The sequence below is a fragment of the Chromobacterium subtsugae genome (assembly GCF_035919665.1).
In the GTDB taxonomy this organism is placed as follows: domain Bacteria; phylum Pseudomonadota; class Gammaproteobacteria; order Burkholderiales; family Chromobacteriaceae; genus Chromobacterium; species Chromobacterium subtsugae.
Genome location: NZ_CP142381.1, coordinates 3,871,137 through 3,892,798 on the forward strand (window position 1 = coordinate 3,871,137; position 21,662 = coordinate 3,892,798).

The 21,662-nt window shown below is 65.7% G+C and carries 21 protein-coding genes; 11 read left to right on the forward strand and 10 right to left on the reverse strand.

What is annotated here, in order from left to right; genetic code table 11:
* Positions 1 to 26 precede the first annotated feature (26 nt).
* The gene (locus tag U6115_RS18370) at positions 27 to 1,109 is read right to left on the reverse strand and encodes a hypothetical protein (RefSeq protein ID WP_043575580.1); all 1,083 of its coding nucleotides are present in this window, start codon (positions 1,107 to 1,109) and stop codon (positions 27 to 29) included.
* Positions 1,110 to 1,922: 813 nt separating this feature from the next.
* Here U6115_RS18370 and U6115_RS18375 point away from each other — a divergent pair.
* The 3 genes from U6115_RS18375 to U6115_RS18385 all read left to right on the forward strand — a co-directional run bounded on the left by U6115_RS18375 (position 1,923) and on the right by U6115_RS18385 (position 3,862).
* Positions 1,923 to 3,011: an AAA family ATPase gene (locus U6115_RS18375; protein ID WP_043575582.1), complete on the forward strand. Its 1,089-nt coding sequence runs from the start codon at positions 1,923 to 1,925 to the stop codon at positions 3,009 to 3,011.
* Between the two features lie 165 nt (positions 3,012 to 3,176).
* Positions 3,177 to 3,545: a DMT family transporter gene (locus U6115_RS18380; RefSeq protein WP_043575585.1), complete on the forward strand. Its 369-nt coding sequence runs from the start codon at positions 3,177 to 3,179 to the stop codon at positions 3,543 to 3,545.
* On the forward strand, positions 3,542 to 3,862 hold the full coding sequence (locus U6115_RS18385; protein ID WP_043575588.1) for an SMR family transporter: 321 nt from the start codon (positions 3,542 to 3,544) through the stop codon (positions 3,860 to 3,862). The genes U6115_RS18380 and U6115_RS18385 overlap by 4 nt, the downstream gene beginning before the upstream one ends.
* A gap of 281 nt (positions 3,863 to 4,143) precedes the next feature.
* Here U6115_RS18385 and ilvD read toward each other — a convergent pair whose 3' ends face one another.
* A complete protein-coding gene (ilvD, locus tag U6115_RS18390; RefSeq protein ID WP_043575590.1) occupies positions 4,144 to 5,997 on the reverse strand; it encodes a dihydroxy-acid dehydratase in 1,854 nt (617 codons plus the stop codon).
* Positions 5,998 to 6,191: 194 nt separating this feature from the next.
* Here ilvD and lgt point away from each other — a divergent pair, with 194 nt between their 5' ends.
* The 5 genes from lgt (at position 6,192) to chrA (ending at position 10,799) form a co-directional block, all read left to right on the forward strand.
* Positions 6,192 to 7,043: a prolipoprotein diacylglyceryl transferase gene (gene lgt, locus U6115_RS18395; RefSeq protein WP_043575592.1), complete on the forward strand. Its 852-nt coding sequence runs from the start codon at positions 6,192 to 6,194 to the stop codon at positions 7,041 to 7,043.
* 192 nt (positions 7,044 to 7,235) lie between these two features.
* Complete coding sequence (locus U6115_RS18400; RefSeq protein ID WP_043575594.1) at positions 7,236 to 8,039, forward strand: ABC transporter substrate-binding protein; 804 nt, start codon at positions 7,236 to 7,238, stop codon at positions 8,037 to 8,039.
* A 76-nt stretch (positions 8,040 to 8,115) separates the two neighbouring features.
* Positions 8,116 to 8,856, forward strand: a complete 741-nt coding sequence (locus U6115_RS18405) for an amino acid ABC transporter permease (RefSeq protein ID WP_052258077.1) — start codon at positions 8,116 to 8,118, stop codon at positions 8,854 to 8,856.
* Positions 8,838 to 9,545, forward strand: a complete 708-nt coding sequence (locus U6115_RS18410) for an amino acid ABC transporter permease (RefSeq protein ID WP_230623369.1) — start codon at positions 8,838 to 8,840, stop codon at positions 9,543 to 9,545. The genes U6115_RS18405 and U6115_RS18410 overlap by 19 nt, the downstream gene beginning before the upstream one ends.
* A gap of 60 nt (positions 9,546 to 9,605) precedes the next feature.
* Positions 9,606 to 10,799 (forward strand): chromate efflux transporter, encoded by a 1,194-nt coding sequence (gene chrA / locus U6115_RS18415; RefSeq protein ID WP_043575598.1) that lies wholly within the window; start codon positions 9,606 to 9,608, stop codon positions 10,797 to 10,799.
* Between the two features lie 50 nt (positions 10,800 to 10,849).
* Here the strand turns inward: chrA and U6115_RS18420 are convergent, their stop codons facing one another.
* A complete protein-coding gene (locus U6115_RS18420) occupies positions 10,850 to 12,715 on the reverse strand; it encodes a S9 family peptidase (protein WP_043575599.1) in 1,866 nt (621 codons plus the stop codon).
* Positions 12,716 to 12,897: 182 nt separating this feature from the next.
* Between U6115_RS18420 and U6115_RS18425 the strand changes: the two genes are divergently transcribed.
* Together U6115_RS18425 and U6115_RS18430 are read left to right on the forward strand one after the other, a co-directional pair.
* Entirely contained in the window at positions 12,898 to 13,665 is a 768-nt protein-coding gene (locus tag U6115_RS18425; RefSeq protein ID WP_043575601.1) for a 3',5'-cyclic-nucleotide phosphodiesterase, read from the forward strand.
* Between the two features lie 26 nt (positions 13,666 to 13,691).
* On the forward strand, positions 13,692 to 14,009 hold the full coding sequence (locus U6115_RS18430) for a DUF190 domain-containing protein (RefSeq protein ID WP_043575820.1): 318 nt from the start codon (positions 13,692 to 13,694) through the stop codon (positions 14,007 to 14,009).
* On the opposite strand, the gene U6115_RS18435 is transcribed toward U6115_RS18430, so the two are convergent.
* From U6115_RS18435 to U6115_RS18445, 3 genes are all read right to left on the reverse strand, one after another.
* Positions 14,006 to 15,025 carry a linear amide C-N hydrolase gene (locus tag U6115_RS18435; protein WP_052258078.1) on the reverse strand — a complete coding sequence of 340 codons (1,020 nt, stop codon included), beginning with the start codon at positions 15,023 to 15,025 and terminating at the stop codon, positions 14,006 to 14,008. The genes U6115_RS18430 and U6115_RS18435 overlap by 4 nt on opposite strands.
* 124 nt (positions 15,026 to 15,149) lie before the next feature.
* Positions 15,150 to 15,359 (reverse strand): heavy-metal-associated domain-containing protein, encoded by a 210-nt coding sequence (locus tag U6115_RS18440; protein WP_043575603.1) that lies wholly within the window; start codon positions 15,357 to 15,359, stop codon positions 15,150 to 15,152.
* A 35-nt stretch (positions 15,360 to 15,394) separates the two neighbouring features.
* On the reverse strand, positions 15,395 to 17,734 hold the full coding sequence (locus U6115_RS18445; RefSeq protein WP_043575605.1) for a heavy metal translocating P-type ATPase: 2,340 nt from the start codon (positions 17,732 to 17,734) through the stop codon (positions 15,395 to 15,397).
* A gap of 129 nt (positions 17,735 to 17,863) precedes the next feature.
* Between U6115_RS18445 and pncA the strand changes: the two genes are divergently transcribed.
* Positions 17,864 to 18,496: a bifunctional nicotinamidase/pyrazinamidase gene (pncA, locus tag U6115_RS18450; protein WP_043575607.1), complete on the forward strand. Its 633-nt coding sequence runs from the start codon at positions 17,864 to 17,866 to the stop codon at positions 18,494 to 18,496.
* Between the two features lie 46 nt (positions 18,497 to 18,542).
* Here pncA and U6115_RS22835 read toward each other — a convergent pair whose 3' ends face one another.
* The 4 genes from U6115_RS22835 to ppx all read right to left on the reverse strand — a co-directional run bounded on the left by U6115_RS22835 (position 18,543) and on the right by ppx (position 21,607).
* Entirely contained in the window at positions 18,543 to 18,737 is a 195-nt protein-coding gene (locus tag U6115_RS22835) for a type II toxin-antitoxin system HicA family toxin (protein ID WP_076098250.1), read from the reverse strand.
* Positions 18,730 to 18,963 (reverse strand): DUF1902 domain-containing protein, encoded by a 234-nt coding sequence (locus U6115_RS18460; protein WP_043575610.1) that lies wholly within the window; start codon positions 18,961 to 18,963, stop codon positions 18,730 to 18,732. The genes U6115_RS22835 and U6115_RS18460 overlap by 8 nt, the downstream gene beginning before the upstream one ends.
* A gap of 78 nt (positions 18,964 to 19,041) precedes the next feature.
* A complete protein-coding gene (gene corA / locus U6115_RS18465; protein ID WP_043575612.1) occupies positions 19,042 to 20,106 on the reverse strand; it encodes a magnesium/cobalt transporter CorA in 1,065 nt (354 codons plus the stop codon).
* Positions 20,107 to 20,113: 7 nt separating this feature from the next.
* Positions 20,114 to 21,607, reverse strand: coding sequence for an exopolyphosphatase (gene ppx, locus U6115_RS18470; RefSeq protein WP_043575614.1), 1,494 nt, complete (start codon positions 21,605 to 21,607; stop codon positions 20,114 to 20,116).
* Between the last annotated feature and the right edge of the window lie 55 nt (positions 21,608 to 21,662).

Below are 21,662 nucleotides of genomic sequence, written 5' to 3' on the forward strand. Positions count from 1 at the left end.
TGTCTGGCCGGCGAACGCGCGCTGGCTTATAAATCGTCGGCGGTGAAGAACAGCGGAATGCCATCGCGGCTTTCCGGCTGCAGTTCGGCCATCACATGCACCTCGCGCACGTGGCACTCAGCCATCAGCTCGCGGAAGTTCTCTTCTATCAGCTTGACGTTGTCCAGCGACGCCAGCGGCCAGACGAAAGCCTCCCAATTGCGCTCGTCGCCCTTGGCCGACAAGGTGAAATGCAATTCGCCGTTTTCATGGGCGGAGACAATCGCCACCGGTTCCTTGTCCAGTTCGCGCAGGCGGCGGATCTGGCTGCTGGCGAACACCTGCAGCGCCACCTCGAAGCGGGCGAAGTTGCCCGCCACCAGCGCCTGCATCGCCGGCAGCGGCGGCCGGGCGATGGGGAACAGCGTCACGCCCTCGGTCTTGAGCTGCTCGCCCAGAAACTTCATTAGCGGCATCCCCCAGGCGCCGACCGAGCCGCCGTGGCGCAGCGGCGAGGCCTCGCCGTCGCGCTGCGCCGCCACGCCCATCAGGTAGCGCAGGAACACGCCTTCTTCTTTCACCGTGATCGGCGCGGCCTGACTCGGCAAGCCGGCGCGAGCCGACGCGCCATCCTGGCGGGTCAGCTGATGCAGCCGGATGGCGTCCAAGCCTACTACGCTGTCCGGATGCAGCAACGCGCCGGACACGGCGACATCGCCATCGGCGGCGAAAACGCCATGCTGGCGCAGCAGCGCGTTCAGGCCCGCGACATCGGCGATCTCGCCCGGCAGCGTCGCTTCATTGCGGCTGCCGGCCACCAGCACCAGCGGCATCGCGAACACCTGCGCGCGCGCGCCGCCGGTTTCCTCCACCGCCTGGCGCAGCGCGTCCCATACCAGTTGGTAGCAGGCCTGGGTCGGCACCATGGCCAGCGCCACCGAAATCGACAACAACTCGCCGCGCTGCAACATTTCATCGATGGCCCCGACCAAGGCCTGGCGCCACATGTCGCGCTCGCCGGCATCGGCGGCGTCCAGCGCCGACTGAGCGTGGTGGATCAGGCGGTTGGTCAGGGAAACCTGCGGGTGGTACTGGCGCGGATCGGGAAGAATATGGCGGACGGCGTCCATGTGCTGACATCCTGCTGCAAACGGAAAAAACGTATTGTGGCACAGCTGCCACGTTATGGGGCGGCGGCGCGCCGGGCATGACGACATGCTGAAGGTCTGCCGTTTCAGCCTTTTTCCCGCCCCTATGTATCGAAGCGCGACAAAAACTTACATTTCTCGACATTTTCGGAAACGCACATGTTGACACTCGCTACCGCAATCCGGATAATCCGTTCTCGTTGAGATGCAGCAATTGCTTCTTGATAGTTTCTCCTCTATTTCTCCTTTGTAGACTTGGCGCGGGCCGAAAGGCACCGCGCATTTTTTTTGCCTTCCCGCCGTGTTCATTCGGACAAAAATCTTACGAATCATTGCGATAGACACAGTCTCTTCACAATTCATCTCAGCTTCACAAACGCGATTCCCACGCCAAAACCTGCCGAGGCCAGCCGCTGCAATCACCCAGCCGCAAGCCTGCACGGCATCCCAAAAGGGAGGTTACATAGAATTCATAATTCTATTGTCATTTAGCAAATATTTCACTTGCGAAACAAAACGAATATTAAGATGAAAGAATGATTCGGTTTTTCACAAAACGAACCGAATACTGGGGACACGCGCAGGCGCGCGCGGCAAGGATGGGAAGCGGCGCCATCCAGCCGCTTTCCCGACTGTCGGACAGGAACGATGACCATGTTATCACCGCCGCCTGACTTGATTATGACAAACATCAAGACCTAATCAATTGACCGGCCCCGCCGCCGGCCGCAGCCAAGAACCGCCGGCGCGCGCACCAGTCTAAAGCAGTTCCGCCCCTCTTCACTCCGGTCCGCCATGCCCATACACAGCTTCAGCCTGTCCGGCTTCCGCTCCATCCGCAAACTCACGCTGGAGCTGGATGCGCTTAATGTGGTGGTCGGCGCCAACGGCTGCGGCAAGTCCAATCTCTACAAAGCGATCAAGCTGCTGCACGACGCCGCCGAAGGCCGCTTGTCGCCGGCGCTGGCGCAAGAGGGCGGCGCGCAAAAAGCGATGTGGGCCGGCGGCCCGCGCCGCGGCGACCGCCCCGGCGCGCCTAGGCGGATGGCGCTGTCGGCCAAGCTGAGCGATTTCGACTACGAGCTGCAGGTAGGGTATCCGGAGCCCAGCCTCAGCCTGTTCGCGCTGGACCCCCTGGTCAAGGAGGAAAGCCTGTGGCTGGCCGGCCAGGGCCGCCGTCCGTCCACCCTGCTGCTGGAAAGGCGCAACCAGGCCGCCTTCCTGACCGGCATTGAAGGGGAACGCAACGCCTATCCCGCCAGCTTGCGCGCCGAGGAATCCATCTTCGGCCAACTGGCCGAGCCTCACCGCTACCCGGAACTGTCGCAAGTGCGCGAGACTTTGCGCAACTGGCGCTTTTACCACGAATTCGCCGTCTGGCCGGGCTCGCCGTTGCGCGCGCTCCAGGTCGGCATCCGCTCGCCGGTGCTGTCGCACGACGGCGCCAACCTGGCCGCCGCCTACCAGACCATCGTCGAGATCGGCGATGGCGAGCTGCTGGGCAGCATCCTGTCCGAAGCCTTCCCCGACAGCCGCTTCCAGGCCGATGCCCAGCACGGACGCTTCCAGCTGCTGATGCGGCGCGACGGCTTGCTGCGTCCGCTGGAAGCCGCCGAATTGTCCGATGGCACCTTGCGCTTCCTCTGCCTGGCGGTGGCGCTGCTCAGCCCGCGCCCGCCCGCCTTCATGGCCTTGAACGAGCCGGAAAACAGCCTGCACCCGGCGCTGCTGCCGGCGCTGGCAAGGTTAATCGCCGAAGCCAGCCGTTACAGCCAGCTCTGGGTGACCAGCCATTCGCCGCAACTGGCCGAACTGATCGAGCGGCGACGCCCGATCAAACAGTTCGCGCTGGCCTTGCAGGATGGCGAAACCGTGCTGCAGTGAGAATCGTCCGCAAAGTCCAACACCGCCTCTGGCGGTTTTTTTACGCCTTTTTCACCCATATGCGCCCAATTCCGCCGATATGCCGGTTTTATTTATCGAGACGGCCAGGAACTCGGCCGATTGGGGCCGAGTCTGACCCTTGTCTTGTTTAATTTATTGGACGCTATGTATAAAAAAATATCCTCCCCATTATTCATCGCCTGGGCGCTGCTGATGGCCGCCATCGGCTGCGAAATCGTCGGCACTTCGCTGATGGCCATGGCCGCCCGCAGCGGCAGCTACCTGGGCTACATCTGGATGGCCGCCGCGCTGGCCCTGTCCTATTACCTGCTGTCTCTGGCCTTGCGCGCCATTTCGGTCGGCGTCGCTTACGCAGTGTGGGAAGGCTTGGGCCTGGCAGGGTTGACCGCGGTCAGCGTCTGGCTGTTCGGCGAAAAGCTGGTGCCGCAGGAATGGCTGGGCCTGGGACTCGCGCTGCTGGGGCTGGCTTGCGTCACGCTGGGCGAAACCCATGACGAGGAGGCCGCCGCATGAAAACCATCTATCTGTTGTTCGTGCTGGCTTCGGCGCTGATAGAAGTGGGGGCCAACCTGATGCTGGAAAAATCGGACGGCTTCCGCCGCAAGGCCTGGGGCTTCGGCGCCATCACCTTGGTGTGGCTGGCTTTCGCCTTGCTGGGCCAGGCGGTGAAGGGCATGGATCTGGCGATAGCCTACGCGCTGTGGGGCGCCATCGGCATACTCGGCACCGCGCTGGGCGCGCGCGTGCTCTACAAGCAGAAACTCAAACCGATAGGCTGGGCCGGCATCGCCATCGTCTCCGCCGCGGTGGTGACGCTCTCCACCGTGTAATAACAGCCAGGCCCGAAAATTTCACCGCACGGTGAAATTCTCAGGCCCGGCTGCCCCAGGCAGGCCGCCCGCGCGGGCGGCCTGTTTTGGACTGCAGAACGGACATCCGTGCCGGCCTATACCGACCCATGCGTCGCGGCGAATTGCGCGCGGACACCCTCTCAATCAAATGGCATCATAATCAAACAGATAGCCGGATGTATGAACAGTCGTTGAATACATGTTAAGGAAAATAAAAAAAGCAGCCGCAAGCGGCTGCTTTTTCATGCCATCCCGATAGGTCATTTCTCGACCTGGGACACATCCCGCACCGCGCCGGTGTCGGCGCTGGTGGTCATCGCCGCGTAGGCGCGCAAGGCCGGGCTGACCACGCGATTTCGGCCCACCGGCTTCCAGGCGTCGCGGCCTTTGGCCTCCATCGCCGCGCGGCGGCGCGCCAATTCTTCGTCCGGCACCGCCAGATGGATGCGGCGGTTGGGGATGTCGATCTCCACGGTGTCGCCCTCTTGCGCCAGGCCGATGGCGCCGCCCTCGGCCGCTTCCGGCGAAGCATGGCCGATCGACAGGCCGGAGGTGCCGCCGGAAAAGCGGCCGTCGGTCAGCAAGGCGCAGGCCTTACCCAGGCCCTTGGACTTCAGATAGGAGGTCGGGTACAGCATCTCCTGCATGCCCGGCCCGCCCTTGGGCCCTTCGTAGCGGATGATGACGATATCGCCGGCGACGATCTGGTCGGCGAGGATGCCTTCCACCGCCGCGTCCTGGCTTTCGAAGATGCGGGCGCGGCCGGTGAATTTCAGGATGGAATCATCGACGCCCGCCGTCTTCACGATGCAGCCGCGTTCGGCGATATTGCCGTACAACACCGCCAGACCGCCATCCTGCGAATAGGCGTGCGCCTTGTCGCGGATGCAGCCGTCGGCGCGGTCGTCGTCCAGCGTCGGGTAGCGCATGCTCTGGCTGAAGGCGATGGTGGTGGCCACGCCGCCGGGCGCGGCGCGGAACAAACGGTGCGGCTCGCTGCCTTCGCCATGGCGCATCACATCCCACTGCTCCAGCGCCGAGCCCAGCGTCGGGCTGTGAACGGTAGGCACGTCGCGGTGAATCAGGCCGGCGCGGTCCAGCTCGGCCAGGATGCCGATCACGCCGCCAGCGCGATGCACGTCCTCCATATGATATTTCTGCGTCGCCGGCGCCACCTTCGACAAACACGGCACGCCGCGGCTGATGCGGTCGATGTCGGCCATCTTGAAGTCCACCCCAGCCTCGCTGGCGGCGGCCAGCAGGTGCAGCACGGTATTGGTGGAGCCGCCCATCGCCACGTCCAGGCTCATCGCGTTCTCGAAGGCCGCCTTGGTGGCGATGCCGCGCGGCAGAATGGAATAGTCCTCGCCCTCGTAATGGCGCTTGGCCAGCTCGACGATCAGGCGGCCAGCCTTGAGGAACAGTTCCTTGCGGTCCGCGTGAGTGGCCACCAGGCTGCCGTTGCCGGGCAGCGACAAGCCCAGCGCCTCGGTCAGACAGTTCATCGAGTTGGCGGTGAACATGCCGGAGCAGGAGCCGCAGGTGGGACAGGCGGAACGCTCGACGCGATCGACGTCTTCGTCGGACACCGCGCTGTTGGCGGCCTCCACCATCGCGTCCACCAGGTCCAGCTTGCGCACCTCATTGCCCCACTGCACCTTGCCGGCCTCCATCGGCCCGCCGGAGACGAACACCACCGGGATATTGAGGCGCATCGCCGCCATCAGCATGCCGGGCGTGATCTTGTCGCAGTTGGAGATGCACACCAGCGCGTCGGCGCAGTGGGCGTTGACCATGTACTCCACGCTATCGGCGATCAGATCGCGGGAAGGCAGGCTGTACAGCATGCCGCCGTGGCCCATGGCGATGCCGTCGTCGATGGCGATGGTGTTGAACTCCTTGGCCACGCCGCCGGCTTTTTCTATCTCGCGCGCCACCAGCTGGCCCATGTTCTGCAGATGCACGTGGCCGGGCACGAACTGGGTGAAGGAGTTGGCGATGGCGATGATGGGCTTGCCGAAGTCGGCGTCGGTCATTCCGGTGGCGCGCCACAGCGCGCGGGCACCCGCCATATTGCGGCCGGCGGTGGAGGTGCGGGAGCGGTATTGAGGCATGAGGCTTCCTTTATCTGTTAAAGCCGGTCGTCGTTCCGTCACGCCAGCAGGGTAAGCTGGCGGCGTTTGGCCCATGGGTGCCGGGTGGCCCAAACCAGAAGCCGAGTCGCCGCGGGTGAGCGGCGCGACGGCGGGGAACGCTTTCCGTATAATCTCGTCACATTTCTTTTACCGCAAACGCACATCCCTGACAAATGCTGATTCATCCTCAGTTCGACCCGGTCGCCGTCCATCTCGGCCCGCTGGCGGTCCACTGGTACGGTTTGATGTACCTGCTGGGCTTCACCCTGTTCCTCGTCATGGGGAAATACCGCCTGAAAAAAGGCAATGACGTGCTGACCGTCGCCCAGCTGGACGACATGCTGATGTACGGCGCCGTCGGCGTGGTGCTGGGCGGACGCCTGGGCGAGGTGCTGTTCTACCAGCCCGGCTTCTACTTCAGCCATCCGCTGGAAATCTTCATGGTGTGGAAGGGCGGCATGTCCTTCCACGGCGGCTTCATCGGCGTGCTGGTCGCGGTGGCGCTGTACGGCCGCAAGGTGGGCCGCTCCTTCTGGCAGCTGACCGACTTCGTCGCCCCGCTGGTGCCGCTGGGCCTGGCGGCCGGCCGCGTCGGCAACTTCATCAACGGCGAGCTGTGGGGCCGGGTGGCCAGCCCGGACCTGCCGTGGGCGATGCTGTTTCCGCAGGCGCGGCTGGACGATGTCGCCGAGGCGCAGCAATCGGCCGACCTGATGAACATGCTGATGCAGTACGGCGGCCTCGCCCGCCATCCGTCGCAGCTGTACGAATTCGCGCTGGAAGGCATCGCGCTGTTTTCCGCGCTGTGGATCTACAGCGCCAAACCGCGCGCCACCGGCAAGGTGTCGGCGCTGTTCCTGATCGGCTATGGCTTAGCGCGTTTCTGCAGCGAATTCTTCCGCAATCCAGACGCCGGCATCTTCGGCAAGTCCGATGTGATCAGCATGGGCCAGTGGCTGAGCCTGCCGATGATCATCATCGGCGTCGCCTTGTTCGTATTCTTCGGCAAGCGCAAGGCCGCTTGACCGCAGCGGCGCGACGCAACCGACAGGCCGGGGCAACCCGGCCTTTTTCACGTCCATCAGGCCGGATGCGCCTCATGAAAACTAAAAAATGGAATATATAACTAATTTTTTATAATTTATGGGCATTAACAAAGCCGGGTAAGATGACTGCCATCCGCTGCACATCGGCAAATCATCAGACTAAGGCTCGCCATGAAAAAGACACTCGCCCTCGCACTCGCCGTCGCCCTGACCTCCACCGCCGCCCTGGCCGACCGCCTGGACGACATCAAGAAAGCCGGCGTGCTGCGCGTCGCCGCCTTCGACAGCAACCCGCCGTTCGGCTTCCTCGATGCCAAAACCCGCCAGATTTCCGGCCTGGATGTCGACGTGGCCCAGCACATCGCCAAGAAGCTGGGCGTGAAGCTGCAACTGGTCGCCACCAACCCGGCCAACCGCGTGCCGCTCTTGGTATCCGGCAAAGCCGACATCGTCGCCGCCAACTTCACCGTCACCGACGAGCGCAAGAAGCAAGTGGACTTCAGCCTGCCCTACTTCGCCTCCGGCCAGCAGTTCATCGTCCGCAAGGGCACGCTGCAAAAGCCGGAACAGCTGGCCGGCCTGCGCGTAGGCGTGGACAAGGGCACCACCCAGGAAGTGTACCTGCGCGAAAAATACCCGAAGACCACCGTGGTGGCGTATGACGACACCCCGCTGGCCTTCACCGCGCTGCGCAACGGCAACGTCCAGGCCATCACCCAGGACGGCTCCAAGCTGGCCGCGCTGTTGGCCAACGCGCCGGATAAGGCCAAGTACGAGCTGGCGCCGTTCACGCTGACCCGCGAATACCAGGCCATCGGCCTGCCCAAGGGCGAGGCGCGCCTGGCCAAGGTAGTGAACGACACGCTGCAGCAGCTGGAAAAGAGCGGCGACGCCGCCAAGATCTACGACCGCTGGTTCGGTCCCAAGACCAAGGCCCCGCTGCCGCGCGACTTCAAGATCGGCGACGCGGTCTGACCCCAGCCCGTTCCGCTTCGCAACCGCCGGCGTCCCCGGCGGTTTTGCCGTTTCACCGCTGTAGAAAGACATCCGCATGACCCCACCCGCCTGGCTCGGCCACAACTGGCTGGAGCCGCATTACCTGATCTGGCTGGGCAAGGGCGCGCTGCTGACCGGCTGGCTGTCGCTGCTGGTCATCGCCGCCGCCAGCCTGCTCGGCGTCGCCTTCACCGCGCTGCTGGACGGCGCGCCGCGGCCGCTGCGGCTAGCGACGCGGCTATTCGTCGGCCTGCACCGCAATACGCCGCTGATGGTGCAATTGCTGCTGTGGTATTTCGGCGTGTCCGGCCTGCTGCCGGACGAGGCGAAGATCTGGCTGAACACGCCGCGCGCGCTTGAGCTGCCCCTTGGCCTGGCGTTGCCGTGGCCGTCGTTCGAATTCCTGGCCGCCTTCACCGCGCTGACGCTGTACAGCGCCGCCTTCATCAGCGGCGAGCTGCAGGCCGGACTGAACGCGGTGTCCAAGGGGCAGCGGCTGGCGGCCAAGGCGCTGGGCATGAGCGGCTGGCAGGCGCTGCGCCTGGTGGTGCTGCCGCAGGCCTGGCAGTTGGTGAAGCGGCCGCTGGTCGGCCAGTACACCGCCATCGTCAAAAACACTTCGCTGACGATGGCCATCGGCCTGGCCGAGCTGTCCTACGCCTCGCGCCAGGTGGAAACCGAAACGCTGCTGGCCTTCCAGTCATTCGCCGCCGCCACCGCGCTGTATCTGATCCTGGTGCTGATCACCCAACTGCTGGCCCAAAGGCCGGAGCCTGAATGCAGGACATTGCGATGATTCCGCCGGTGATACAGGACAATCTCGACTACCTGCTGTGGGGCAATCTGTCCGGCGGCGAGCCGGGCGGCCTGCTCTTGACCGCGCTGCTGAGCCTGGCCGCGGCGCTGCTGGCCAGCCTGCTGGGGCTGGCGCTGGGCGTCGCCCAATTGCTGGGCGCCTCCTGGCTTAGGCGCGGCCTGATGGCCGCCACCGCGGTGCTGCGCGCCATCCCGGTGCTGATGCTGATCTTCTGGTGCTATTTCCTGCTGCCGCTGCTGTTCGGCATAGACATTCCCGGCCTAGCGACAGTGATCCTGGCGCTGGCGCTGATCCACTCGGCCTATCTGGGCCAGGCGGTGCTGGCCGGCCTGACGGCGGTGGGCCGCGGCCAATGGCACGCCGGGCTGGCGCTGGGCTTTACCCGTTGGCAGACGCTGCGCTGGCTGATCCTGCCGCAGGCGCTGCGCATCATGCTGCCCTCCTTCGTCAACCAATGGGTGTCGCTGCTGAAGGACAGCTCGCTGGCCTATATCGTCGGCGTCGCCGAGTTCACCTTCGTCGCGACTCAGGTCAACAACCGCGAGCAGGTGTATCCGCTGGAGATCTTCAGCGCCATCGCCGTCGGCTACCTGCTGTTGTGCGGCCTGCTGCAGTTGCTGGGGCATTGGGGCGCGCGGCGCTGGCGGCAGCCGCTGTCGCAGCCGTAGCGCTTCAAGCCGGGCGGGTTTTCCGCTAAGGTGGCGCTGTTTCCCCACCCCTTTCATGCCATGCATCCAACCCATGCGGCGAACGACCGCGGCTTCTGGCGCATCCTGCTGGTTTTCCTGAAGTTGGGCCTCACCTCCTTCGGCGGCCCGGTCGCCCACCTCGGCTATTTCCGCGCCGAATTCGTCGAGCGCCGGCGCTGGCTGCCGGAACGCGACTACGCCGACCTGGTGGCGCTATGCCAATTTTTGCCCGGTCCCGCCAGCAGCCAGGTCGGGATGGCGCTGGGCATGGGCCGGGGCGGACTCGCCGGCGCGCTGGCGGCCTGGCTGGGCTTTACCTTGCCGTCGGCGCTGCTGATGCTGTCGCTGGCGCTGGGCTTGTCGCATCACGCCCAGGCCGTGCCGCCCGGCGCCTTGCATGGACTGAAGCTGGCCGCGGTGGCGGTGGTGGCGCAGGCGGTGTGGAGCATGGCGCGCCAGCTGTGCCCAGACCGGCCGCGGTTGACGCTGATGGGCGCAAGCTGTTGCCTGGCCTTGTTGATGCCCGCGCCCTGGCTGTCCTTGGCCGTCATCGCGCTGGCTGGCGCGGCCGGTCGCCAGTGGCTGACGCCCCCGCCCCAAAGCGCGCCTGGGCTCGACGACGCCACCGCGCCCAGCCGCCGCCGCGGCGCGCTGTGGCTGGCGCTGTTCTTCGCATTGCTGGCAGGCCTGCCGCTGCTGGCCGCGGCCGGCCCAAGCTACCGGCTGGCCTTGTTCGACGCCTTCTACCGCAGCGGCGCGCTGGTGTTCGGCGGCGGCCACGTGGTGCTGCCGCTGCTGGAAACCGCGTCCGTCGCCAGCGGCTGGGTGCCCAGGGACGCCTTCCTGGCCGGCTATGGCGCGGCGCAAGCCTTGCCCGGACCGCTATTCGCCTTCGCGGCCTTTCTCGGCGCCGCCGGCGACGGCAGCTGGCAAAGCGGCGCGCTGGCGCTGGTCGCCATCTTTCTGCCCGGCTTCCTGTTGCTGGCCGGGGCGCTGCCGTTCTGGCGCCGGCTGCGCGCCGCGCCCGGCGCTCAATCGGCGCTGGCCGGCGTCAATGCCGCCGTGGTCGGCCTGCTGCTCGCCGCGCTGTACCACCCGGCCTGGACCAGCGCGGTGCGCGCGCCGGCCGATTTCGCCGCCGTCCTGCTGGCCTTGCTGGCGCTGGCCGCATGGAAACTGCCGCCCTGGCTGGTGGTGGGCTTGTGCGCGGCGGCCGGCTGGCTGGCGCTGTAAACGAAAAAGCCCGCCATGCGGCGGGCTGTGTAAACGTCTGGCTGGTGGAATCAGTCCAGGTACTTCTTGAAGAATTGCTCCATCGCGCCATAGGCGGCGAAGCGGTTTTCCTCGTTGTGGAAGCCGTGGCCCTCGTTGTCCTTGACGATGTACTCGACCTCCACGCCGCGCTTCTTCAGCGCGTCGACGATCTGGTTGGACTCGTTGATGTTGACGCGCGGGTCCTTGGCGCCCTGCAGCACCAGCAGCGGCGACTGGATGCGGTCGACATGGAACACCGGCGAGCGTTCGCGCAGCAGATCCTTATCCTTTTCCGGATTGCCCACCATCTCGTACATCGAATCCAGGAACGGCTTCCAGTACGGCGGAATGGTCTTCATGAAGGTGAACAGGTTGGACACGCCGACGTAATCCACCGCGCAACGGTACAGCTCCGGCGTTTTGGTGATGCCGGACAAGGTGGCGTAGCCGCCGTAGCTGCCGCCGTAGATGCACACCTTCTTCGGATCGGCCACGCCCTGCTTGACCAGCCAGTCGACGCCGTCGCTGACGTCATCCTGCATCTTGCCGCCCCACTCCTTGAACGAGGCCTCCCAAAACTGGCGGCCATAGCCGGTGGAGCCGCGGAAGTTCATCTGCAGCACCGCCCAGCCGCGGCTGGCGAAAAACTGCACTTCCGGGTTGAAATGCCAGCTGTCTCGATACCACGGCCCGCCGTGCGGATTGATGATCACCGGCAGGCCCTTGGCGTCTTCCTTGCCCTGCGGCAGTGTCAGGTAGCCGTTGATGGTCAGGCCATCGCGGCTCTGGTACTGGATCGGCTTCATGACGGCCATCTTGTCTTCCGGCAGCCACGGCGCCAGCTCGGCCAGCAGTTCCAGCTTGCCGCTGCTCTTGTCATACAGATAGCTCTTGCCGCGGGTGCGGTCGTTCCAGGCGGTCACGATGAAGCGGGTTTCATCGCGGTTGCTGGAGGTGATGTCCACTTGGTAACCCGGCAGCTTGGCCTCCAGGCCGGATAGCAAGGCTTCGCTTTGCGCGTCGAAGCACTGGCGGCCCGGCTTGTCGGTTTCAAAGTCGGCGCAGGTGATCACCTTGCGCTTGTGCGAGAAGCCCAGGCCGGCGACGTCGACATCCTGGCGGGCGTAGACTTCTCTCACTTCCTTGCCGGTTTTCGGGTCGTATTCGACGATGGCGGCCTTGTCGCGGCCCAGGCTGCTGGCCGCGTAGAAGCGCTGATTGTCGAAGGTGAAGAACAGCGGCGTGAAGTTCTCGCGGAAATTGGTGGTGAAAAGCTTGCGGAAGGGGCCGCCCGGCTCGTCGCGGTACAGCACCGTGTTGTTGACGCCGTCGCTTTCGATCGCCAAACGGATATTGCCGTCGTGATCAGTGAGCCAGCCGGCCACCTTGCCCGGATTTTCCGCTTCCAGCTTCAACTCGCCGGTTTTCAGATTGACGCGGTAAACGTCGAACAGCTCCGGGTTGCGCTTGTTCATCTGCACCAGGAGTTCGTCGTCGCGGTCGACCAGGCCGTCCACGATGTCGACGCGCACGCCGGGGAACGGCGTCAGGTCCTTGCTCTCGCCGCTGGCGAGATCCACGCTGTACAGGTGGAAGTTTTCATCGCCGGCGTTGTCCTTCACATACACCAGCCGGTCGTTGCCTTTCCAGAAATAGCCGGACAGGTCGCGGTCCTTGATCGCGGTGACGCGCTGGTCGGGCTTGCCCTGGCGGCGCACCACGATGTTCTTGCGGCTCTCCCACGGCGACAGGAAAGCCACGCTTTGGCCATCCGGCGACAGGCTGAAGCCGCTTTGCTCGGCGTTGCGGAAAAAGTCGCGCAGCGGAATATCCGCGGCCAGCGCCGAACCGGCCAACAGCGACGCCGCCAGCGCGGTCAGAATTTGCTTCTGCATTGTTCGTTCCCCTTATCTCTTTGTAGCCGCCCGAGCCAAGCCGGCTTTGCAGGCGGAAGCCACGATGATAATCCCGGCCGCCCTCGCCCACAATATGCCCACATCATCTACAGAAAATGGCGGGCGACCCGCAAATAACGCCTTGATCTACAATGAAATCAACACCGCCAAGGGAGCACTGCATGCATATCCGAATCCTGGGCGCCTCCGCCTGCGTCGGCCATCCTGGCCAGACCACCTGCTTTCAGGTGGGCCAGGACACGCTGATAGACTGCGGCACCGGCTGCGGCAGCCTCGATACCGAAGAGATGCTCGCCATCCGGCGCGTGCTGCTCACCAACAGCCACATCGACCACTGCGCGCTGCTGCCGCTGCTCGCCGACGTCCACGCCGGCTACCGCGGCAGCGGCCTGGAAGTCTATGGACTGGCGGAAACGCTGAACATTCTGCGCCAGCACCTCTTCAACGGCGCCATCTGGCCGGACTACACCCGCCTGCCCTCGCCGGAATGCCCATGGCTGCGCATGATGCCGGTGCAGGTCGGCGACACCGTTCCCCTCGTCGACGGCCTGGCCACCGCCCTGCCAGCCCAGCGCCACGTGCCGGCGATGGGCTGGCTGATAGAAGGCCCGTGGCGGGCGCTGGCCTTCAGCGGCGACTCCGCGCCCTGCCCTGCCTTCTGGCACTGGGTATGCGGCGTGCCGTCGCTGACCGATGTGATCTGCGAAGTCACCTACAGCAACGACCGCCAGCACGAGGCCGACGAGCAGAGCCATATGGCGCCCGCCACGCTGGCGCCGTTGCTGGCCAATCTGCCCGCCAATGTTCACCTGTGGATATCGCACGCCTATCCCTGCTGCCGCGACATGCTGCTGCAGGAGATGCAGGGCGGCGCGCCGGCAGGCCTGCGCGTATGCCCGTTGAAGGAAGGCACGTTGATCGAGCTGTGAGCCGCATCCGCCGGAAGGAGCCCGCCATGCAAGGTTATCAGCTGTCGTTTTTCACCCAGCAGGGACACCGTCATCACGGCGTGCCGCTGGCCGAATGGATACTACAGGAAGCCCACCGCCTGGGCATAGGCGGCGCCACCCTGTTCGCCGCCAGCGAGGGCTTCGGCAACGACCGCCGCATCCACGCCGCCCGCTTTTTCGAGCTGGCCGACCAGCCCGAGGAAGTGACGATGGCGCTGAGCGCGCACGAGGCCGAGCGCCTGCTGGAGCGGCTGCGCGAAGAAGGCGTCAAAGTGTTCTACGTGAAAACGCCGGTGGAGTACGGCACGCTGGGCGCGGACTAAGCGCGCATGAAGGCGATGTCGTCCAGCCCCGGCAGCGGGATTTCGCCGCTTTTCACCGCGGCGAAATCGATATCGGCCAGCCTCAGGCCGCAATAACGCATGCCGCCATAGGCGCGCAGCGCGATTTCGCCGCTGGCCAGCCCCGTCAGCACCGTCCACTGGGTGTGCTCGCGCGCGGCGCCGTCGCGGATGGCGCCGCGCGGCGTCTCCACCGCGCCCAGCAGCTGGGCGGCCAGCGCATAGGCTGCGCCCAGATCCGCCGCCGGATCGGCGAACTGCTTGAGATAGGCGGCGCGGACAAAGCGCGCCGGCGAGGAATAGCCGCCGGGCAGATTGGCCAGGCCGCCACCGCCGCTGGCTTGCAGCTGCAGATTGCCGAACTCCCGCGGCGGCGGATCGTCGGGCGTCAGGCCGAGGTAATGGCCCAGATTGTCCAGATGCCAGGGAAACCACGGCGCATTGGCGCAGACGCCCGCCGGATTGCTGTAGATCTTCTGCTGGCCATCCTGGAACTCCACCACGATGGAACGGCCGTCCTTGTCCACGATGGCGGCATGCAACGGCAGCGACTTGGCCAGCCAGGCCGGCAGCCAGAACTGCCGGCTGGGCAGCATCTCCCAGACGTCGGCCACGCTGGCGCAATGCGCCAGCACCCAGTCGGCGAACAAGGGCGCCAGCACCGTGGTGCCCAGGCTGGAAAATTCCTGGTAGCGGGCATTCGGCAGCCACAGCAAGCTGACGCTCAGCCCCGCCTCGTTCAGGCCGTCGGTGACGATGCGCTGGGAAATGCCGGGCAGCGGCAAGTGGGAAGAGCAAACGCCGACATAGCCATGGCGGACCCGCCAGGCCTCGGCGTCGGCCATCTTGCGGAACTCCGCGCCGGCCCACACCGGCTGCGAAAAGCGCTCGCCGCGGCGTTGCACGTAGAATGCCGGCGTCAGCGGCCGGGAGAAATCCATCGAACGCCCCACCACGACCTGCTTGTCCTGCGACTGCAGCAGAAAATGCGTGCACATGTCCGTCCCCCCGGCATGCCCGCGCAAACCGCGGCCGCGGCGCCGTCGACGCGACGGACTGCGGGGCAAGACGCTTAGCAAAACGCGTCTCGCCCCGCGGGAAAACTGGCCTAAATCCCAGGCCTCAGAAGCTGACGTCGAAACCGGCGTCGGCCACCGCCGCCGCCAGCTCCTGCGGCGACACCACCGCCGCGTCGTAATCCACCGTCGCCCGCTTCTCTTCCAGGCTGACCTGCACTTCGGCGACGCCGGCCATGGTTCCCAGGATGCCGCTCACGCTTTTGACGCAGCCGCCGCAGGTCATGCCGTCAATGTTCAAAACCAGTTCAGTCATGCTTCTCTCCTTGAAAATCGTCAACCCCGCCGCGCTCAGCGCCAGCGGCGCAGCAACAGCGAATTGGATACCACCGACACCGAGCTGGCCGCCATCGCCGCCCCGGCGATCACCGGGTTGAGCATGCCCAGCGCCGCCAGCGGAATGCCCAGCACGTTGTAAACGAAAGCGAAGGCCAGATTCTGGCGGATTTTGGCCAGGCTGGCGCGCGACAGCCGGATGGCGTCCGCCGCGTGCGCCAGGTCGCCGTGCATCAGCGTGATGTCGGCGGCGGCGATGGCCACGTCGGAGCCGGCGCCCATCGCCAGGCTGACGTCGGCCGCGGCCAGCGCCGGCGCGTCGTTGACGCCGTCGCCCAGCATCGCCACCTTGCGGCCTTGCTGTTGCCAGTATTTGACCACATCGGCCTTGTCCTGCGGCTTCATGCCGGCGCGCCACTCGTCAATGCCGGCTTCGGCGGCGATGCCGCGCGCGGTGCTCTCATGATCGCCGGTCAGCATCACCACTTTGATGCCCAAGCTCCGTAGCGCTTCCACCGCGCCCTTGGAACTGTCGCGCAGCGGATCGGCCAAGGCCAACAGACCCAGCGGCCGCTCGTCCAGGCTCACCGCCACCACGGTATTGCCTTCCTGCGGCCAGTCAGCCGCCTCTGCCGGCAGATCCAGACCGATCCAGGACGGCACGCCCACCTTGACCGTGCCCACGCCCGGCAGCGCGGCCTCGACGCCGCTGCCGACATCGGCGCGAAAGCGCTCGCAGGCCAGCAAGGGCAGTTCCCGCTCTTTCGCCCGCTGCAGCAAGGCATGGGCCAGCGGATGCTCGGAGCCGGCCTCGGCGCTGGCGGCCAGCTGGATCAAGCGGTTCTCGTCGCCGTCCAGCGCCAACGCGTGGCGCAGCGTCGGCCGGCCCTCGGTCAGCGTGCCGGTCTTGTCCACCAGCAGCACGTCCACCTTGCCGGCCTGCTCCAGCGCGGCGGCGTTGCGGAACAGGATGCCGCGGCGCGCGCCGTTGCCCACGCCCACCATCACCGCGGTCGGCGTGGCCAGGCCCAGCGCGCACGGGCAGGCGATCACCAGCACCGCCACCGCGTGGATCAGCGCCGTCGTCCAGCTGCCGAACAGCCAGCCGCTCAAGGCGAAGGTCAGCAGCGCCAGCGCGGTGACCGCCGGCACGAAGACGGCGGAAATACGGTCGGCCAGCCGCTGGATCGGCGCCTTGCTGCCCTGGGCCGCCGCCACCATGCGCACGATCTCCGCCAACTGGGTGTCGCCGCCTACGCCGGTGGCGCGCACCTTGAGCATGCCGTCCTGGTTGCGGGTGGCGGCGTAGACCTTGTCGCCGGCCTGCTTGGCCACCGGCCGGCTCTCGCCTGTCAGCAGGCTCTCGTCCAGCCAGGCCTGGCCCTCCACCACCTCGCCATCCACCGGCAGGCGGTCGCCGTGGCGCACCACCACCACATCGCCGCGTTGCAGTTGCTCCACCGCCACCTCGAACAGCTCGCCATCGCGCTCGACGCGGGCGGTGCGGGGGGCCAGCTTCGCCAGCGCGGCGATCGCCGCCGAGGTCTTGCCCTTGGCCCGCGCCTCCAGCAGCTTGCCCAGCAACACCAGCGTGATCACCGCCGCGCTGGCCTCGAAATACACGTGCTCGCCCTCCAGACCCAGCAGGGTCACCGCGGCCGACAGCAGCCAGGCCATGCTGGTGCCCAGCGCTACCAGCACGTCCATATTGGCGACGCCGCCGCGCAGCGCCTGCCAGGCGCCGCGGTAAAAGCGCCAGCCGACGACGAACTGCACCGGCGTCGCCAGCGCCAGCTGCCACAGCCTGGGCAGCCAGCCGTGGTGGCCGCCGGCGAACATCGCCGCCATTTCCACCATGAAAGGCAGCGTCAGCAGCGCCGACGCGGCGAACCACGCCAGCTCGCGGCGATAGCGCGCCTCGGCTTCGCCGCCGCCGTCTTCGCGCAAAGAAGGCTCGAAACCGGCTTTGCGCACCGCGTCCAGCACCCGGTCGCGGTCGGCTAGCCCCGGCAGGTAATCGATCCTCGCCGACTCGGCGGCGAAGTTGACGCTGGCCTCCACCCCGGGCAATCGGCCCAGCGCCTTTTCCAGCCGGGCCGCGCAGGCTGCGCAGCTCATGCCGCCGATGCCGAGCAGCAGCGTCTGGCGCGGCACCTCAAAGCCGCAGCGGACGATGGCGTCCACCAGTTGTCCGGGCTGGGTTTGATCGGGGTCGTAGCGCAGCTGCGCGCTTTCATTGGCGAAGCTGACCGAGGCCTGCACGCCGTCCAGGCGGTTCAGCTGTTTCTCGATGCGGGCGGCGCAGGCGGCGCAACTCATGCCGGCTACCGGCAGGGTAAGCAGGGACTGGGTCATCGTGTCCTCCTGCCCTGATTATATACCCCCAAGGGGTATAAAGCGCAAGCCAGACGCGCCTCGGGCTCTTTACCCGTCGCCGTTGGCGTGTTAACAAGACAACTGAACCTGCAACAACAAGGTAGCCTCATGCCCCTGAAACGTTATGGTGCCGACTGCGCATTGATCGTGGTGGATGTGCAGAACAGCTTCTGTCCCGGCGGCGCGCTGGCCGTCCCCGGCGGCGACGAAGTGGTGCCCTTGATCAACCACCTGGCGCTGCTGTTCGAAAACGTGGTGCTGACCCAGGACTGGCACCCGGCCGGCCACGTATCGTTCGCCGGCAGCCACCCGGGCAGCAAGCCTTTTCAGACGATAGACCTGCCCTACGGCCCGCAGACGCTGTGGCCGGCGCATTGCGTGCAAGGCAGCGTCGGCGCCGACTTCCACCCGGAACTGGAAACCCAGCACGCGCGGCTGATCGTGCGCAAGGGCGGCAACCCGCAGGTGGACAGCTACTCCGCCTTCGTCGAGGCCGACCGCGCCACCCGCACCGGCCTGGCCGGCTATCTGGACGCGCTGGGGGTGAAAAAGGTCTGGCTGGCCGGCCTCGCCACCGATTTTTGCGTGGCCTGGAGCGCCATCGACGCCCGCGCCGCCGGCTTCGAGACTTTCGTGGTGGAAGACGCCTGCCGCGCGATAGACATAGACGGCTCGCTGGCCGACGCCTGGATGAAGATGCGCCAGGCCGGCGTCAAACGGCTGCGATCGGACGAGGTGTAAAATGAAATCAGCCGGCACAATGCCGGCTGATGTGCATGGATCTCGCTCAGAAATGGTGGGGGATTCCGGCCTGTTTCATGATCTCGTTGGCGGTATGCCTCGATCTGATGCTGCCATCCACCGGAAATTTCGTTTGAGTGATAGGGCTGTACCAGATTTCATGATCACCTTTCCCTTGGCGATCAAAACTGCAGCCATACTCCTTCAGCTTTTTCTTTACCGCAGCGGTAAAGTCAGTCACAAATGACCTCGGTCGAGACTTGTTCTGATTTCAGACGAAAACGAATCTCTCCCTCTGGCAATGGTTGATCATTCAACTCCAGCAGCTCTGGAATGCGTGCCTTGAGCATGGCGACCAATTCCTCCCGAGTCGACGCTTCTGCAACCAGCCCACGCACATCCTTACTGCTCGCGACCCAGACCCCGGCTTCGCCATCCCAGATCGCATGAACCGAAAACGGCTTCATGTCGCTCTCCTGCCATTCTCATTTGAATCAATAGCCTACCAAGGCGTAGCTTCATCATGGCACCGCGAAGATGGGGCGTCAAATCCACCGCCGCTTCCAGAACCACCAGCTCATGCCGGCGGAAATCCCGCCCATCGCCAGCAGCACGATGAAGTAGCCGTAGTGCCACTTCAACTCCGGCATGTACTCGAAGTTCATGCCGTAGATGCCGGCGATCAGCGTCAGCGGCATGAAGATCATCGTGATCACCGTCAGCACCCGCATCTGCAGATTGAGCCGGTGCGACTGGGTGGACAGATAGAGGTCCATCATGTCGCCGACCATTTCGCGGTTCATCTCCAGCGATTCCAGCACATGGACCACGTGGTCGTAGGCATCGCGCAGGTAGACGCGGGTATCCTCGCCGAAGCGCTCCTCGTCGCCGCGGTTCAGCGACAGCAGCACCTCGCGCAGCGGCAGCAGCGCGCGCCTCAGCTTCAGGCAATCGCGCTTCAGCCGCTGGATCTGGCGCAGCACGCCGTTGTCGCGGCCGGCCAGCAGCTGGCCGTCGGTGCGCTCCACCTTGTCGTTGAACTGGCCGAGCACGCCGAAGTAGTCGTCAATGATGGCGTCCAGCAATGAATAAGCCAGGTAGTCGGCGCCGCGCCGCCGCAGCGCGCCGCGGCCCTTGCGCAGCCGCTCGCGCACCTGCTCGAACACCCCGGTCGGCTTTTCCTGGAACGACAGCACGAAACCGTCGCCCAGCACCAGGTACATCTGGTCGGACTGCAGCCGCCCGCCCTGCTGGTAGTCGAACACCCGGCAGGCCAGGAACAGGTAATCGTCGTAGTCTTCCAGCTTGGGCCGCTGGCGGGCATTGAGGATGTCCTCCTGCACCAGCGGGTGCAGGCCGAAGCGCTCGCCTATCGCCTGGATGGCGGCGGCGTCGCTGAGGCCGTAGACGTTGAGCCACAGCACCTCGCCGCGGCGGCGGTAGCTCGCCAGATTGGCCAGCGGCAGCTCGGCCAGCTCGATCGCCTCATCGGCGCAAAAATCGAACAAGGACAGTTTGGTGCCGGCATGCTTGGCCTCGCCCACCGACAGCAGCGTCCCCGCCTGTTCGCCCAGCGTGGGCAGCCGCTCCTTCAATTCCGGGTGCCGCATCCGCCGCCTATTCCTGCACGATGTCCAGCTGGAAGCCGACGTTTTTCCACTGCCCCACTTCCTGGCGGAAGCTGCTGGCCGACAGCGGATTGTCGCTGAGCCAGCTCTTGCTCAGCGACAGCGTGAAGCCGCGCGCGTGCTGGCGCAGGTCCAGCCTGCCCGGCAGCTCGACATTGATGCGGCTGCGGTAGAACAGCACCGCCAGGCGCAGCGCCACCACCGCCTGCCACAGCGCGGGCTGGCCGATGTACTGCGCCATCTTGCCCATGTCGCCGCGGTGGCCCAGCACGATGGTCGCCAGCGTCGCCTGCTCGCGCTTGGAAAAGCCCGGCATGTCGGCGTTCTGCAGGATGTAGGCGGAATGCTTGTGATAGGCGGTGTGGGCGATGGTCAGGCCGATCTCGTGCAACTTGGCCGCCCAAGAGAGGCGCTTGAGCATGTCCTGGTCGACGTCCTCTCCGGCCACCATCCGGTAAAGCCGTTCCGACAGCAGGTTGACGCGCTCGGCCTGCTGGGTGTCGGCGTGGTAGCGGCGCTTGAACAGCGCCACCGTGCTGTCGCGCATGTCCTTCTCGCGCTGGCGGCCCAGCAGGTCGTACAGCACGCCGTCGCGCAGCGCGCCTTCGGTGACGATCATCTTCTCGACCTGCAGCTCCTCGAACACCGCGATCATGATGGCTAGGCCGCCGGCCAGCACCGGCGCGCGGTCGGCCTTCAGGCCGTTGACCTTTATCGCGTCCATGCTGCCCTGCTCGATCAGAACCGCCCGCAGCCGCTCCATGCCGGCCAGCGTGATGTCGGCGCGGCTCCAGTCGTTGATCTCCAGCACGTCGCGCAGCGAGCGCGCGGTGCCGGAAGTGCCCACCGCGAGCTGCCACTCGCTGGGACGGTATTCGTGGCGGATGCGCTGGATCTCGTTGCGCGCCGCCAGCACCGCGTCGCGGAAGTTGTTGCGCGTCAGCTTGCCGTCCGGGAAGAAGCGCAGCGTGTAGCTGACGCAGCCCAGCGGCAGGCTTTCGGTGACCAGCGCCTTGTAATGGCTGCCGATGATGAACTCGGTGGAGCCGCCGCCGATGTCCACCACCATTCGCCGCTCCTTGGTGTCCGGCAGCGAGTGGGCGGCGCCCAGATAGATCAGCCGGGCCTCTTCGCGGCCGGCGATCACTTCTATCGGGAAGCCCAGCCGCTCTTCGGCTTCGGCGATGAAGCCGGCGGCGTTCTTCGCCACCCGCAGGGTATTGGTGCCGACCACCCGCACCTGGCCGGCCACGAAGCCGCGCAGGCGCTCGCCGAAGCGCGCGAGGCAAGCCAGCGCCCGCTCGCGGGTGTCGTCGTTCAGGTATTTGTCGGCGGTGAGGCCGGCGCCCAGGCGCACGGTCTCTTTCATCACGTCCAGCGTGTACAGCTGGTCGTCCACCACGCGGGAAACCTGCAGCCGGAAGCTGTTGGAGCCCAGGTCGATGGTGGCCAGTACGGTGTGGGGGGGCGTGGCGTGTGTCAAGGACACCCCTTTTCTTGTTCGGTTGCGCCTGCCGGGCAGCCTGGGGACAAACGCG